Origin of the sequence: Aeromonas rivipollensis (assembly GCF_037811135.1) — a bacterium.
Lineage (GTDB): Bacteria > Pseudomonadota > Gammaproteobacteria > Enterobacterales > Aeromonadaceae > Aeromonas > Aeromonas rivipollensis.
In genome coordinates this window covers 1,168,281-1,183,104 of the sequence record NZ_CP149130.1, presented here as the reverse complement: position 1 = coordinate 1,183,104, position 14,824 = coordinate 1,168,281, and the positions used below count along the sequence as shown (strand labels likewise).

Genomic DNA, 14,824 nt, shown 5'->3' with positions numbered 1-14,824 from the left:
CACATTACAGGCCCCGTGTTGCGAAAATTTTTTAACAAATTAAAAATAGGTGGTGATTTTCAGCCCCCTGAAAAAAGCAACAAGACAGTTACAATCCCCGCGACAGCGTGCCGATTGTCTCCCGTCCGCCCTTGGCGTACCCTTGGTTTTCCCCCACTGCCCCTTGCTGAACATGACCATCACCCGCACCGATCTTGCCGAACTGGCGGTATTTGCCGCCGTCGCCCGCCACCGCAGTTTCAGCAGGGCCGCCCTCGAGCTCGGGGTCTCGGCCTCGGCCCTGAGCCACTCCCTCAAGGGGCTGGAGAGTCGTCTGGGAGTCAGGCTGCTCAATCGCAGTACCAGAGCCGTGGTGCCGACCGATGCGGGGGAGCGATTGCTGACGCAGCTGCTGCCGACCCTGGGTCAGCTGAAGGAGGCACTGGAGGAGTTGAGGCGTCATGGGGATGAGCCGGTCGGCAGGCTGAAGATCTGTGCGCCCAGGGCCGCCATCCAGGAGGTGCTGGCCCCGGTGCTGATCGACTACCTGGTGCGCTATCCGCGCATGCAGGTGGAGGTGGTGGAGCAGGAGCTGATGCCCCGTCTCATCGAGGATGGCTATGACGCCGCCCTCTTCTACGGCGATCTGCTGCCCCAGGAGATGATAGCCGTGCCCCTGGGTCCGCTGCAGCGCTATCTGGTGGTGGGCTCCCCCGACTACCTGGCAAGGCGTGGCATCCCCCTGCACCCCTCCGAGCTCAGCCAGCACGACTGCATCGGCTATCGCCTCACCCCCCATCACCACTATCGCTGGGCCTTTGCCGCCGACGGCGAGCTGCTGGAGATAGAGGTGAGCGGGCCGCTGACCACCAGCACTCCCGCCCTCTATCTGGGGGCGGCCGAGGCGGGCCTGGGGCTGGCCTACTGCTACGAGGAGGAGGTGAGCGAGGCCCTGGCGGCGGGTCGGCTGGTGACTGTGCTGGCCGACTGGAGCCCCACCTTTGCCGGCTTCAATCTCTTCTATCCCAGCCGCCACCAGCTGGGCCATGGCCTGCGGGCCCTGATAGACATGTTGAAGGCCCACCATAGCCCGCGAGACTGATGAGCAATACTCATCAATGCATCAAATAAACACCGGATTATCAATAGAAAGCTAAGAATCTACACTGTGGCTTCGATCCCCGACCCGGCAGAAGCACAGATATGTCAGCCTATTTCATTCGCCGTCAGCGGGCCATGACCCGCCGTTTCTGGGGCTATGCCCTCCCCTCCATCATGGCCATGCTGGTCTCCGGCGCCTATTACCTGGTGGATGGCATCTTCGTCGGCCACTATGTGGGGGCCGCCGGTCTCGCCGGGATCAACCTGGTCTACCCGGTCATCATGGTGCTGATCGGCCTCGCCGCCATGGTCGCCATGGGGGCGGCGACCGCCATCTCCCTCCAGCAGGGGGCCAGAAACCTCGCCCTGGCCCGCCAGGCCCTGGTCAATGCATTCTGGCTGCTGGGGCTGCTGGGGGCCCTGGCTCCGCTGCTGTTGCACCACTGGCACATCGACATCCTGCTGGCCCTGGGCATAGCACCGGATACCGAGACCTGGCAACAGGCCAGCGACTACCTTGGCTGGATAGGAGGCGGCACCCTGCTGCTGGCCAGCAACCTGGCGGTGCCCTATCTGCTGCGCAACGACGGTCGCCCCCGCCTCGCCATGGTGCTGGTGAGCGGCGGCGCCCTGCTCAACATACTGCTCAACTACATCATGGTCGGCCGCCTGGGGCTGGGACTGGTGGGCACGGCCCAGGCCACCCTCATCTCGGAAGGGGTGGTCAGCCTGCTTGGCCTTGGCTATTTCTTCACCTCCCATGCCAGGCTGCGCCTTGACTGGCGCCAGCTGGTGCCCAGCTTACCGGCCATGCCCAAGCTGCTGTTCACCGGGCTGCCGAGCCTGATCGCCCAGTTCAACCTGGGGCTGCTGCTGCTGCTGCACAACAGCCAGCTGATGGTGCACGGCTCGGTCAAGGATCTGGCGGGCTTCACGGTGGCGGGTTACACAGAGGCGGTGTTCATCGTGATCCTGCAGGGGCTGGCCTTCGGCATCCAGCCGCTGATCAGCCAGGCCACCGGGGCCGGGCGCCAGCGGGATCTCAGATTCCTGATGGCCATGGGGCTCAAGATCACGCTGGCCTATGGCATGGGAGTCTGGCTGCTGATCCAGCTGCTGCCGCGCCAGGTCGCCATGCTCTACACCGGGGATCAGGATGCCGAGCTGCTGGCCGCCGCCGTCAGCAGCCTGACCCTCAACCTCGCCGCCATACCCCTGGAGGGGATCATCATGTTCGGCATAGTGCTGCTGCAATCCATGGCGCGCACCCGCCAGGCCCTGGTCATCTCGGCCGCCAAGACGGCGCTGCTGCTGCCCCTCATCTTCCTGCTGCCGCTCTGGTGGGGCCGCGACGGCGTGCTGCTGGCCCAGCCCGCGACCGTGCTGCTGCTGACACCGCCGCTCTGCTGGCTGTTGTGGCGGGAGTGGCGTCGCCTCGCGCAGGGCAAGGCCCGCCACCACCAGCACAGCCCCGCCCTGGCCAGCCGGGCGCTGGCGACGGGGGAGCGGTTCGCCTCGACCGATCTCGGCTGACGACTGAGGCGAGGCGGTGAACTGCCCCTCACCTTATGTACGTTAACGAACAGACAGCCCCCTTCCCCTGCCCCATAGTCTCAGTGTTGCCAGCCCCCTTCCCCTGCGTTTGTCAGGCCGGGGGCGCGGCGACCCATCGCGGTTGCCGGCCCGGGGCCCATAGCCCCGGCACGGCGACAGCCAGCCTCCCTCCCTTGCCTCTGACCAGGGCGGCGGGGTTTTCACTTCATCCGGCATGCCGATGACAGCAGCCCCGTCACCCCTTGCCAGCGAGGATTGCCCATGTCCCAACGGCCATGCAGTGACGGCTCTGCCCCCGCCCTGAACGAGCAGGAGAGGGCCCATGAATGAGTGGTTAGCCGGATGGCTTGGCGTGCATAGCGCCATCGGCCCCTGGCAGAGCAAGGAGCCCATTCGTGAAGAGCTGTTCGGCATAGAGCGGCTGGAGCTCCATGCCTCCACCCTGGCGGAGGCGCAGCCGGTGACGGCGACCCCCATCTCTGTCCCCTCCCTGCACCTGCGGCTCAAGGCCAACGAGGCCGTCCTCTCTCGCGCCTACCGGAGCAGCGCCGCCGAGCTCGAGCTGGGTCATGATCTGACCCACGCGGCCGAGTGGTTCCTCGACAACTATCACCTGGTCGAGGCCCAGCTCTACGAGATCCGCAGCAGCCTGCCCGGCGGTTACTACCGTCAGCTGCCCAAGCTCGCCGCCGGCCCCTTCGCCGGCTACCCCAGAGTCTTTGGCATCGCCTGGGCCTTCATCGCCCACAACGACAGCCACTTCGACGCCGAGATCCTGAGCCGCTTCATCCTCGCCTATCAGCGCGTGCAGCCCCTGACCATAGGGGAGCTGTGGGCCGTGCCCATCACCCTCAGGATCGTGCTCATTGAAAACCTGCGCCGCCTGGTGGAGCAGATCACCCTGGCCCAGCAGATCAGAGCCGATGCCGATGCCCTCTGCACCCGGCTGCTCGTGGAGGGCTGCGCCGTCTCGGCGCTCAACGAAGACATCGCCTCCCGGGCGAGCGGCCCGCTCTCGGAGCTGTTTGCCGCCCAACTAGTCAAGCAGCTGCGGGATCAGGATCCCAACACCACACCGGCCCTCGGCTGGCTGGAGGAGCGCCTCACCCGGCAAGGCCTGTCGGTGGAGGAGGTGGTGCAGCATGCCCAGCAGCGCCAGGGTGCCTCCAATGTCACCATTCGCAACGTCATCACCAGCATGCGGCTCATCTCCGGCATGGACTGGAGTGAGCTCGTCGAGGGGATGAGCCTGGTGGACCATCAACTGCGCGCAGAGAGCCCCTTTGCCGAGATGGACTTCCCTACCCGCAACCTCTACCGCCAGGCCATAGAAGAGTTGGCTCGCTACTCCGACCACGACGAGCTGGCGGTCACGGCCAGGGTCCTGGCCGCGACCCGGCGCCCCCCAGAGGAGGAGCAGGACGAGATCCGGCGAAGAGCAGCGGAGCCCGGCTATCACCTGATCGCAGAGGGGCGACCCGCCCTCGAGGCCGAGCTCGGATTTCGCCCTCCCCTGCGCCTTCGCCTGCACCGCTTTTACGCCAGGCTCGGCATCCGGGGTTACATCGGCATCATCACCTTGCTGACCCTCTTTCTGCTGGCCCTGAGCCACTCTCTGCTGGTCTCTGCGGGCGAGCCCTGGTCACCCTGGATGGGGCTCTTCTTCCTGTTTGCACTCCTGCCGGCCCATGCCGTGGCCGCCGCCCTGGTCAACTACCTCATCAGCGCGCACCTGGTTCCCAGCCCCCTCCCCGCCATGGATCTCACCCACGGCATCCCGCCCTCGTTGCGCACCCTGGTGGTCATGCCGACCCTGCTGGTGTCGCCATCCGAACTGCTGGCACAGATCGAGCAGCTGGAGGTGCATCATCTCTCCGGGGTCAGCGGCGATATCAGCTTTGCCCTGCTCAGCGACGGCTTGGATGCGCAGCAAGAGCGGCTGCCGGGGGATGAGGCCCTGCTGGCGGCGGCACGCCAGGCCATTGCCCGGCTCAACGAAAAATATGGCCCTGGCCCCTCGGGGGATCGCTTCTGGCTGCTCCATCGCCACCGCAGGTTCAACCCGGGCGAGGGGTGCTGGATGGGGTGGGAGCGCAAGCGGGGCAAGCTCTACGAGCTGAACCGCTTGCTGCGCGGCGCGGCGGATACCAGCTTCATGGCGACGGACGGCCAGCCCCCCGCCATCCCCCAGGGGGTGCGCTATGTCATCACCCTGGACGCGGATACCCGCCTGCCAAGGGATGCCGCCAGCCGGCTCATTGGCAAGATGGCCCACCCCCTCAATCACCCCCACCTCGACGCCGGGCGCCAGCGTGTCACCCATGGCTACGGCATACTGCAACCCCGGGTCACCCCCTCCTTGCCGCTGGGTCAGGACGGCTCCTACTATCAGCGGCTCTACTCGGGGCCCGGGGGCATGGATCCCTATGCCGCCACCGTCTCCGACCTCTATCAGGATCTGTTCGGGGAGGGATCCTTCACCGGCAAGGGCATCTATGACGTGGATGCCTTCACCGCCGCCCTGGCGGGGCGCGTGCCGGACAACAGCCACCTGAGCCATGACCTGTTCGAGGGGATCTTCGCCCGGGCGGGGCTCGCCTCGGATATCGAGGTCGTCGAGGAGTTTCCCTCCCGCTATGACGTCAGTGCCAAGCGCCAGCACCGCTGGACCCGAGGGGACTGGCAGCTGCTCGCCTGGATCTGCCGGCGCAGCCGCGGGCAGGATGCCCTGCCGCTCATCGGGCGCTGGAAGATGTTTGACAACCTCTGCCGCTCCCTGCTGGCGCCAAGCACCTTGCTGGCGCTGCTGGCCGGCTGGCAACTGCCGCTGGGCACAGCAACAATCGCCAGCCTCCTGCTGTTCGCAGCCCTGGCCCTGCCCCTCTTCCTGCCGCTGCTCTTCACCCTGATCCCCCGCAAGCGGGACATCCTGTGGCGCCACTACCTGGGGATGGTCGGCCAGCGGCTGCAGCGGGCCTTCATGCAGGCCCTGCTCAGCCTGGTGTTTCTGGTCGATCAGGCCTGGCGCATGACGGATGCCATAGTGCGCACCCTGTTTCGCCTCTTCCTCTCCCATCGCCACCTGCTGGAATGGACCACCTCGGCCCAGAGTTCGGGTTCACCGCGCCTGGCCTGGACCGGGTTTTATCGGCTGATGACGGCCGGGGTGCTGCTGGCCATGGGGGTCAGCGGCCTCAGCCTGCTGAGCGCCCCCTCCGCCTGGCCCCTGGTGCTGCCGATCAGCCTGCTCTGGCTGCTGGCCCCGCTGGTGGCCTACTGGACCAGCCGCCCCCCCGACCTCACCAGGCAGATGAGCTGTACTCCCGCCCAGGCCGCCGAGCTGCGCCTGGTTGCCCGCCAGACGTGGCGCTATTTCGAGACCCTGGTCACCGATCTGGACAACCAGCTGCCACCGGACAACGTGCAGGAGAGTCCGCAGGAGGTCATCGCCCATCGCACCTCCCCCACCAACATGGGGCTCTACCTGCTCTCCGCCATGGCGGCCAATGATTTTGGCTGGGCCGGGCGCTGCGCCACCCTCAAGCGGCTGGAAACCACCCTGGCCGTGATGCAGCGTCTGCCCCGCTTCAAGGGTCACTTCTTCAACTGGTACGACACCCGCAGTCTGCTCACCCTGGAGCCGGCCTACGTCTCTTCGGTGGACAGCGGCAACCTCGCCGGCCACCTGCTGGTGATCGCCACCGGCTGCGAGCGCTGGCAGCAACAGGAAGGGGACGGCGCCATTTGCAGCGGCATTCTGGATACCTGCCTGCTGGCGGAGCAGGCTCTGCAGGCCTACGCCATGAAGGAGAGCGGCCAGGTGCAGGCGCTCGGCGCCAGCCTCAAGGAGATCCGTGGCCAGCTCGCCCGCCCCCTGTCGGCAACCCACCAGTTACCGGTGCTCGCCCGGCTGACGGTGCAAGCCAGCAACACGGCGCACCAGCTCGATCTGCAGGCCTGTCAACGGGAGGGGGAGGAGCTCCTCTTCTGGCTGGAGGCCCTCAAGCGGGTGGTGGCCGAACATCTGCAGGATCAGGCTGCCGCCCCCGAGATGCGCCAGCGACGGCTGCACGCCCTGGCAGCCCAGGCCCGTGCCCTCGCCATGGGGATGGACTTCGGGTTTCTGCTCAATCAGGAGCGCCGCCTGCTCTCCATCGGCTACTCCCTCTCCGACAACCGGCTCGACGGCAGCTGTTACGATCTGCTCGCCTCGGAGGCGAGGCTGGCCAGCCTGTTTGCCATCGCCAAGGGGGATGTCGTCACCAGCCACTGGTTCAGGCTGGGACGGGCGGCCACCCCCCTGGGCACAGGGGCCGCCCTCATCTCCTGGTCCGGCTCCATGTTCGAGTACCTGATGCCCGCCCTGGTGATGCGGGCCCCGGTCGGCTCGCAGCTTGAGCAGACCAGCCGGCTGATCGTCGACGCCCAGATCCGCTACGGCCACGCCCTCGGCATCCCATGGGGCATCTCGGAGTCCGCCTACAACGCCAGGGACATGGAGTTCACCTACCAGTACTCCAATTTCGGCATCCCCCAGCTCGCCCTCAAGCGCGGGCTGGCCGAGGACAGGGTGGTCGCCCCCTACGCCACCGGGCTGGCCGCCATGATCAACCCGGGGGCGGCTCTGGCAAACTTCCAGCGGCTGGCGGCCATGGGAGGCCGCGGCCGTTACGGCTTCTACGAGGCCCTCGACTTTACCCCCTCACGCCTGCCCGACAGCCAGCAGGTTGCCATAGTGCAGAGCTTCATGGCCCACCACCAGGGGATGACCATAGTGGCCCTCGCCAACGCCCTTCACGGGGGGCAGATGCGCGACCGTTTCCATGAAGACCCCATGGTGCAGGCCTGCGATCTGCTGCTGCAGGAGCGGATCCCCCAGGACATGGCCATCGTTCGGCCCCACGCCGCCGAGATCAAGGCCTCCCTCACCCAGAGCGGCTTCGAGGTGAGTTCGGTGCGCCGCCTCTCCTCGGCCAGCCTGGGGGCCCCTGTCACCCACCTGCTCTCCAATGGCCGCTACTGCGTCATGCTGACCGGGGCCGGGGCCGGTTACAGCCGCTGGCGCCACATCGCCATCACCCGCTGGCAGGAGGACGCCACCCGCGACCACTGGGGCTCCTTCCTCTTCCTCCATGATGTCCAGAGCGGTGAGACCTGGTCCCCCTGCGCTCATCCCCTTGGCAACTCGGATCCGAAGGGAGAGGTGGTTTTCGCCGAGGATCGCGCCCAGTTCGTTCATCATCACGATCGCCTGACCACCACCCTGGAGGTGCTGGTCTCCGGTGAGGCGGACGGGGAAGTGAGGCGCATCTCCCTGAGCAACCGCGGTCGCCGCCTTCGTCATATCGAGCTCACCTCCTATGCCGAGCTGGTGCTGACCACACCGGAGGCGGATCGCGCCCACCCGGCCTTCAGCAAGCTCTTTGTGGTCACCGAATACCTGGCCGAGCTGGGGGCCCTGATCGCCACCCGGCGGCCCAGATCCCCCGAGGAGGAGGAGGTGTGGGCCGCCCATTTCATCATCGTCGAGGACCATCTGGCCGGGACCCTGCAATATGAATCCGATCGTGCCCGCTTCATCGGCCAGGGGCGCACCCTGGCCACCGCCCACGCCTTGCAGCGACATGTCCCCCTCTCCAACACCACGGGCACAGTGCTCGACCCCATCTTCGCCCTGCGCCAGCGGGTCCACGTACTGCCTGGCAGCAGTACCCATGTCGCCTTCTGGACCCTGGTGGCCCCCTCTCGGCCGGCGCTGCTCGATCTCATCGACCAGCACCACAACCGCCACGCCTTCCAGCGGGCCAAGACGCTGGCCTGGACCCAGGCCCAGGTGCAGTTGCACCATCTCAACATCCAGCCCTCCGACGGGGCCAATTTCCAGCGGCTGGCCGCCCCCCTGCTCTATGGGGATACCCGGTTCCGCGCCGCCTCGGCCACCATAGCCCGTGGCCTGACGCGGCAATCGGCCCTCTGGCAACAGTCCATCTCGGGAGATCTGCCCATCATGCTGCTGCGCATCGACGATGTGGAGGATCTGGCCCAGGTGTATGAGCTGCTGCTGGCCCACGAATACTTGCGGATGAAGCGGCTGGCCGTGGATCTGGTGATCATGAACGAGCACGTCTCCACCTATGTGCAGGATCTGCAAAACGGCATAGACACCGCAGTGCGCAGCAGCCAGTCCCGGCCGCGCTTCCATGCCGAGCTGGCCCAGGGCTCCGTCTACACGGTGCGTCGCGACCTGATGAGCGGCGAGCTGTGCGAGCTGCTGTACGCCGCGGCGCGGGTCGTGCTGATAGCACGCCGCGGCACCCTGCAAGAGCAGCTCGCCCGCCTCAAGGAGCCGCCACAGCGGCCCTCCCTGGTCGCCCCCGCCAAGGGCCATGGCCAGGCGCCCATCAAGCCCCCCCATTACCGCGAGCTGGCGTTTTTCAATGGCCTGGGGGGCTTTGCCAGGGAGGGGCGCGAATACGTCACCCTGCTCAGCGGCGAGCAGACCACGCCTGCCCCCTGGATCAATGTGATCGCCAATCCCGGCTTTGGCTTCCAGGCCTCCGCCCTCGGCAGTGGCTACACCTGGGCCGGCAACAGCAAGGAGAACCAGCTGACCCCCTGGTCCAATGACCCTGTGACGGACCCCACCGGCGAGGCCATCTACATTCGCGACGAGGACAGCCTGGCGCTCTGGAGCCCCACAGCCCAGCCCATCCGCGACGGGGGCCAGTATGTCGCCCGCCATGGCTTTGGTTACAGCCGCTTCGAGCACCAGGCCCACGGCATCCACAGCGAGCTGCTGCAATACGTGCCGGTGGCGGATGCCGTCAAGATCTCTCGCCTGACGCTGCACAACCTGACCGGCAACGCCCGCCGGCTCTGCATCACCTGCTATGCGGAGTGGGTGCTGGGGGCCTCCCGCTCTGCCAGCGCCCCCTTCATCACCACCAGGATGGACGAGCAGACCGGGGCCATGCTGGCCCGCAATCCCTGGAACGCCGCCTTCCCCGAGCGGGTGGCCTTCCTCGACCTCGGTGGCAGCCAGACCAGCTGGACCGGCGATCGCAGCGAGTTCTTGGGATACCAGGGCCAGCTCGCCGCCCCGGCGGCGCTGCAGGGCGGCCGGCCCCTGTCCGGCAGAACCGGGGCCGGCATAGACCCTTGCTCGGCGCTGCAGACTCACGTTGATCTGGCGCCGGGCCAGCGGCTGGAGATCCTGGTGCTGCTCGGTCAGGGGGAGTCGGACGAGCAGGCCTCTGCCCTCATACTGCGCTATCGCCAGGATCTCGATGAGGTACTGGCGAAGGTCGAAGCCCAATGGCAGGGGCTGCTTGGCGCCGTACAGGTCAAGACCCCCGATCTGGCCATGGACATCATGCTCAACGGCTGGCTGCTCTACCAGACCCTGGCCTGCCGGCTCTGGGCCCGCTCCGCCTTCTATCAGGCGGGAGGGGCCTATGGTTTTCGCGATCAGCTGCAAGACGGCATGGCCCTGGGGTTCGCCGCGCCCCGGGATACCCGGCAACACCTGCTGCGGGCGGCGGCTCGCCAGTTCGTGGAAGGGGACATGCAGCACTGGTGGTTGCCCCACTCCGGTCAAGGGGTGCGCACCCGGATCTCGGATGACAGGGTCTGGCTGGCACTCGCCACGGCCACCTATGTGCGCAGCAGCGCCAATGACGCTGTTCTCGAGGAGCAGATCCCCTTCCTGGAGGGCCCCTCCCTTGGACCGGATCAGCAGGATGCCTTCTTCCTGCCCCAGGTCAGCGAGGAGGTCGCCTCCCTCTATGAGCACTGTGCCCGCGGCCTGGATCAGGCCATGGCGCTCACCGGCAGCCTGGGGCTGCCGCTCATGGGGTCGGGGGACTGGAACGATGGCATGAACCGGGTCGGCAGTGGCGGCAAGGGAGAGAGTGTCTGGCTGGGCTGGTTGCTGCTGCGCACCATCAGCCTGTTCGCCCCCCTGGCCCGGGCCCGTCACGACAGCCGCGCCGAACGCTGGCTGGCTCACGCCGAGCGGGTCGAGGCAGCCCTGGAGCAGCATGCCTGGGATGGCGCCTGGTATCGCCGGGCCACCTTCGACGACGGTACCTGGCTGGGAGCGAGAGAGAGCCCGGAATGCCAGATAGACGCCATCGCCCAATCCTGGGCCGTCCTCTCCGGCGCCGCCGACCCGGCCCGGGCCAGGATGGCCATGCACTCCCTGGAGCACCATCTGGTGCGCTACGAGGAGAGCCTCTCCCTGCTGTTCAGCCCCCCATTCGACACCCTGACCCAGGACCCCGGCTACATTCGCGGCTATCCCCCGGGGCTTCGCGAGAACGGGGGGCAATATACCCATGCCGCCGTCTGGGCCGTCCTGGCCTTTGCCCGCCTGGGGGAGACGGACAAGGCCTGCCGGCAATTTGCCCTGCTCAACCCCATCAACCACGCCCTGAATGGCTCGGCCATGGCGCGCTACAAGGTGGAGCCCTATGTGATGGCGGCGGATATCTACTCGGTCGCCCCCCATCAGGGCCGGGGTGGCTGGACCTGGTACACGGGGGCGGCGGGCTGGATGTATCAGGCAGGGCTCGACGGCATACTGGGCATAACACGTGAGGGGCAGGCTCTGCTCATCACCCCCAGACTGCCCAGCCACTGGCCCGGGTTCAGCGTGGCTATCACCCTGGAGAACTGTCACTACAGGATAGAGGTGAATGCCGAGCCCCCATCAGGGCAGCAAGGGGGAAGCGTTCGACTCGATGGCGTGCTCCTGGCGCCCGCCCCCCTGCCACTGCGCATCCCTCTTCAGGAGGGGCAGCACAGGCTCGAGATCACGCTGGCGCGCTGACGGCCACCCCATGGCCGTCAGGGGAGGCTATCGGAGTCCGGGTATGGGGTGTGTTCAGGGTTTGGGGACTATGGGCAGATAGGGCAACAGCCGGTCCGTCTCGGCCTTGACCACCGCATAGCATTCGCAGCTGAGCTGCTCCAGCTTGGGCCTGTCCAGCACCGTGATGTGGCCACGGCGGTACTCTATCACCCCCAGCTTTTGCAGCTTGCTCGCCGCATCCGTGACCCCCTCCCGCCTGACCCCCAGCATGTTGGCGATCAGCTCCTGGGTCATGGAGAGCTTGTCACCGGAGAGCCTGTCGAGGGAGAGCAGCAGCCAGCGGCAGAGTTGCTGATCGATGGAGTGGTGACGATTGCACACCGCCGTCTGCGCCATCTGGGTCAAGAGCGCCTGGGTGTAGCGCAGCACCAGGTGCAGCATGTCGCCGTGCAGATTGAATTCGCTTTTCAGCAACTGCCCTTTCAGGCGGTAGGCGTGGCCTGCACTCTGCACCAGGGCTCGGCTGGTGGTGCTCTCACCCCCCATGAACAGGGCCACCCCGATCAGCCCCTCGTTGCCCACCACGGAGATCTCCGCCGAAGCGCCGTCTTTCATCACATAGAGCAGGGAGACGATGCTGTCGACGGGGAAATAGACATGGCGCAGGGCATCGCCAGATTCATATAACACCTTGCCAAGGGGTAATTCTATATATTCGAGGTGCGGCAGCAGACGCGTGTAGACCTCGGGAGGCAGGGCCGCCAGCAAATGGTTCAGCCGCGGATGATGCTCGGGCATATCTTTCTCTCCAGGTGGCGACTCACACGAAAATTCCATACAGCGTTAAAGATAATAGAGCGAAAAAGCGACAGGGACGAAACAATCGCCGCCATCAGGGATAAACCTATCTCGGTCACCGAGCGACAATATGCCCGTCCATTTAAATACTCCAATCCCTGTCTATGTGTCCTAACGTACCGACACCGCAATCTGGATGACGCATATTGATGTCGTTCTGACATCGACAGACGCAGTGGGCGGCATGCTTGTTCGGGTGCCACTGCATAGACCAGGGAAGCACGGTCATTTATCGGGATTACGACTCAATGGGACTGTCACCTCAGCCACCTATCCATGCCCGAAGGTAGCCCCCCTGACACACATCGGATACGGAGAAATATCATGAGCCCAGCTGAAAAAAGCGCCTCAGTCACGAAAGATGAAGGCGTTGTTATCCCTGCGGGGGAGAAGAGAGAGGCAGACCATGCCGCTCACAGCGTTCATCCCACCGTGAAACACATGACGGAGAACACCCACGAGGCGGTCGACAAAATGGCCAAGGCGGTCAATTCAACCGCCACCGTCCTGAGCGAGAAAGGCAATGACATGAAGGAGGCCAGAGTCACCTACCTCAAGGATCTTAGGGGGAAAATCAAGGTCAATCCCATGGGCAGCATCGGCATAGCGATCGCCATCGGCTTTATCGCAAGCTGGTTGTTGATAGCCATTTTCTAGCGAAAAGCCCCGAGGCCCATCATGGACCTCGGGGCCATTTCGTCATGCATGTCAACCTGGCAAAAGAAGATCCAGCATAGACCGGCAAGGATGTCGATGGCCCTATCGGAAAGACGACAGAAGGGATTTCTCTGGGGATCTATGTGAATAAGGGGTGGCTATATCCACCCCTTATATTTCATTGTTCAAGGGTTGAGTCAGGTCATTATTTCAGACGCAGGTCATTTTTGACTGATGTGACTCCATTGACCCCGCTGGCCACCCTGCTGGCTCTGTCGATACTCGCCTTGGAGCTGACAAAACCACTCAATTGCACCACCCCTTTGAAGGTTTCCACATTGATTTCTGCCGATTTAAGTTCGGGGTCGGAAAATATCGCAGAAATCACCTTGGTGGTGACCACGGAATCATCGATATATTCTCCCGTTCCTTCCTTGCTGGCCGTTGAAGCACAACCCACTGTGACGGCTGACAACAACAGGGCGGCAACGAATGTCTTGGTAAAGCTGTTAGGTTTTTTCATAACGAGCTGACTCCATTTCGAGTGAACATGACGCTGGCAATATCTGGATGATTGCCAACCATGGCGCCCTGCCTCTCACACCACAGAGCTGTCATCGTTGATGCAGGCTGAATGAATGGAATATCGGCGGCAACCTGTATACCTGATACCCAGGCTATTCCCCTTCTCCCTCCCGGTCTGTACGCTGGCGAACAAAGCCGTCGAAAACGCACTCTCTCCCCTGCTTGTCCAACCGAACGCAACCCATTCCATGGCATGCACCATCAAGGGCGATGAGGCGCCCCGCCGGCAGGGCCCCAAGGTTCAGCCCAAAAAAGAAGGCCCCCGCATCAGCAGGGGCCTTCCGGCACTCATCAGGGCACAAGGCCGGGCATCAGCAGTAGCCGTAACCCAGCAGGCGCTGGTAGCGCTGCTCCAGCAACTGGTCGCTGTCCAGCGGGCGCAAGGCTGCCAGATCTTGCTTGATGCGATCCTTCAGGCGCTGGGCCATCAGCTCCACGTTGCGGTGGGCGCCGCCGAGGGGCTCTTCGACAATGCTGTCGATGAGTTTGAGCTCCTTCAGACGCTGGGCCGTGATGCCCATGGCATCGGCAGCCACCGGAGCCTTGTCGGCGCTCTTCCACAGTATGGAGGCGCAGCCTTCCGGCGAGATGACGGAGTAGGTGGAGTACTGCAGCATGTTGACCCGATCGCCCACGCCGATGGCGAGGGCGCCGCCGGAGCCGCCTTCACCTATCACGGTGCAGACTACCGGCACGGTCAGACCGGCCATGACTTTCAGGTTGCGGGCGATGGCCTCGGACTGGCCACGCTCCTCGGCACCCACGCCGGGGTAGGCGCCCGGGGTGTCGATGAAGGTGATGATCGGCATCTTGAAGCGTTCGGCCATCTGCATCAGGCGCAGGGCCTTGCGGTACCCTTCCGGGCGCGGCATGCCGAAGTTGCGACGGATCTTCTCCTTGGTCTCGCGACCCTTCTGCTGACCAATCACCATCACAGGCTCGCCGTCCAGGCGGGCGATGCCGCCGACGATGGCCTTGTCATCGGCGTAGGCGCGATCACCGGCCAGCTCGTCGAAGTCGGTGAAGATCTGCTCGATGTAGTCGAGGGTGTAGGGGCGCTGGGGATGACGCGCCATCTGGGACACCTGCCAGGCACCCAGATCGCCGAAGATCTTCTTGGTCAGCTCTTCGTTTTTCTTCTCCAGCCGACGGATATCTTCGCTGAGATCCACGGCACTGTTGTGCTCGCTCACATGGCGAAGTTCATCGATCTGAGCCTGCAATTCGGCGATCGGCTGTTCAAAATCCAGAAAAAGACTCATAGGGACAATAGATCCT

General features: G+C 64.9%; 7 protein-coding genes. 4 read left to right on the top strand and 3 right to left on the bottom strand.

What is annotated here, in order from left to right:
- Positions 1-172 precede the first annotated feature (172 nt).
- The 3 genes from WIR04_RS05485 (at position 173) to WIR04_RS05475 (ending at position 11,464) form a co-directional block, all read left to right on the top strand.
- A complete protein-coding gene (locus tag WIR04_RS05485) occupies positions 173-1,081 on the top strand; it encodes a LysR family transcriptional regulator (RefSeq protein ID WP_338891089.1) in 909 nt (302 codons plus the stop codon).
- A 101-nt stretch (positions 1,082-1,182) separates the two neighbouring features.
- Positions 1,183-2,613, top strand: coding sequence for an MATE family efflux transporter (locus WIR04_RS05480; RefSeq protein ID WP_338891087.1), 1,431 nt, complete (start codon positions 1,183-1,185; stop codon positions 2,611-2,613).
- 343 nt (positions 2,614-2,956) lie between these two features.
- Positions 2,957-11,464 carry a GH36-type glycosyl hydrolase domain-containing protein gene (locus WIR04_RS05475; RefSeq protein WP_338891086.1) on the top strand — a complete coding sequence of 2,836 codons (8,508 nt, stop codon included), beginning with the start codon at positions 2,957-2,959 and terminating at the stop codon, positions 11,462-11,464.
- Between the two features lie 54 nt (positions 11,465-11,518).
- Here WIR04_RS05475 and WIR04_RS05470 read toward each other — a convergent pair whose 3' ends face one another.
- On the bottom strand, positions 11,519-12,244 hold the full coding sequence (locus tag WIR04_RS05470; RefSeq protein WP_338891085.1) for a Crp/Fnr family transcriptional regulator: 726 nt from the start codon (positions 12,242-12,244) through the stop codon (positions 11,519-11,521).
- A 384-nt stretch (positions 12,245-12,628) separates the two neighbouring features.
- Here WIR04_RS05470 and WIR04_RS05465 point away from each other — a divergent pair, with 384 nt between their 5' ends.
- Complete coding sequence (locus tag WIR04_RS05465) at positions 12,629-12,961, top strand: hypothetical protein (RefSeq protein ID WP_307764117.1); 333 nt, start codon at positions 12,629-12,631, stop codon at positions 12,959-12,961.
- Between the two features lie 205 nt (positions 12,962-13,166).
- On the opposite strand, the gene WIR04_RS05460 is transcribed toward WIR04_RS05465, so the two are convergent.
- Positions 13,167-13,484, bottom strand: coding sequence for a BON domain-containing protein (locus tag WIR04_RS05460; RefSeq protein ID WP_025327901.1), 318 nt, complete (start codon positions 13,482-13,484; stop codon positions 13,167-13,169).
- 373 nt (positions 13,485-13,857) lie between these two features.
- Complete coding sequence (accA, locus tag WIR04_RS05455) at positions 13,858-14,808, bottom strand: acetyl-CoA carboxylase carboxyl transferase subunit alpha (RefSeq protein ID WP_025327902.1); 951 nt, start codon at positions 14,806-14,808, stop codon at positions 13,858-13,860.
- Between the last annotated feature and the right edge of the window lie 16 nt (positions 14,809-14,824).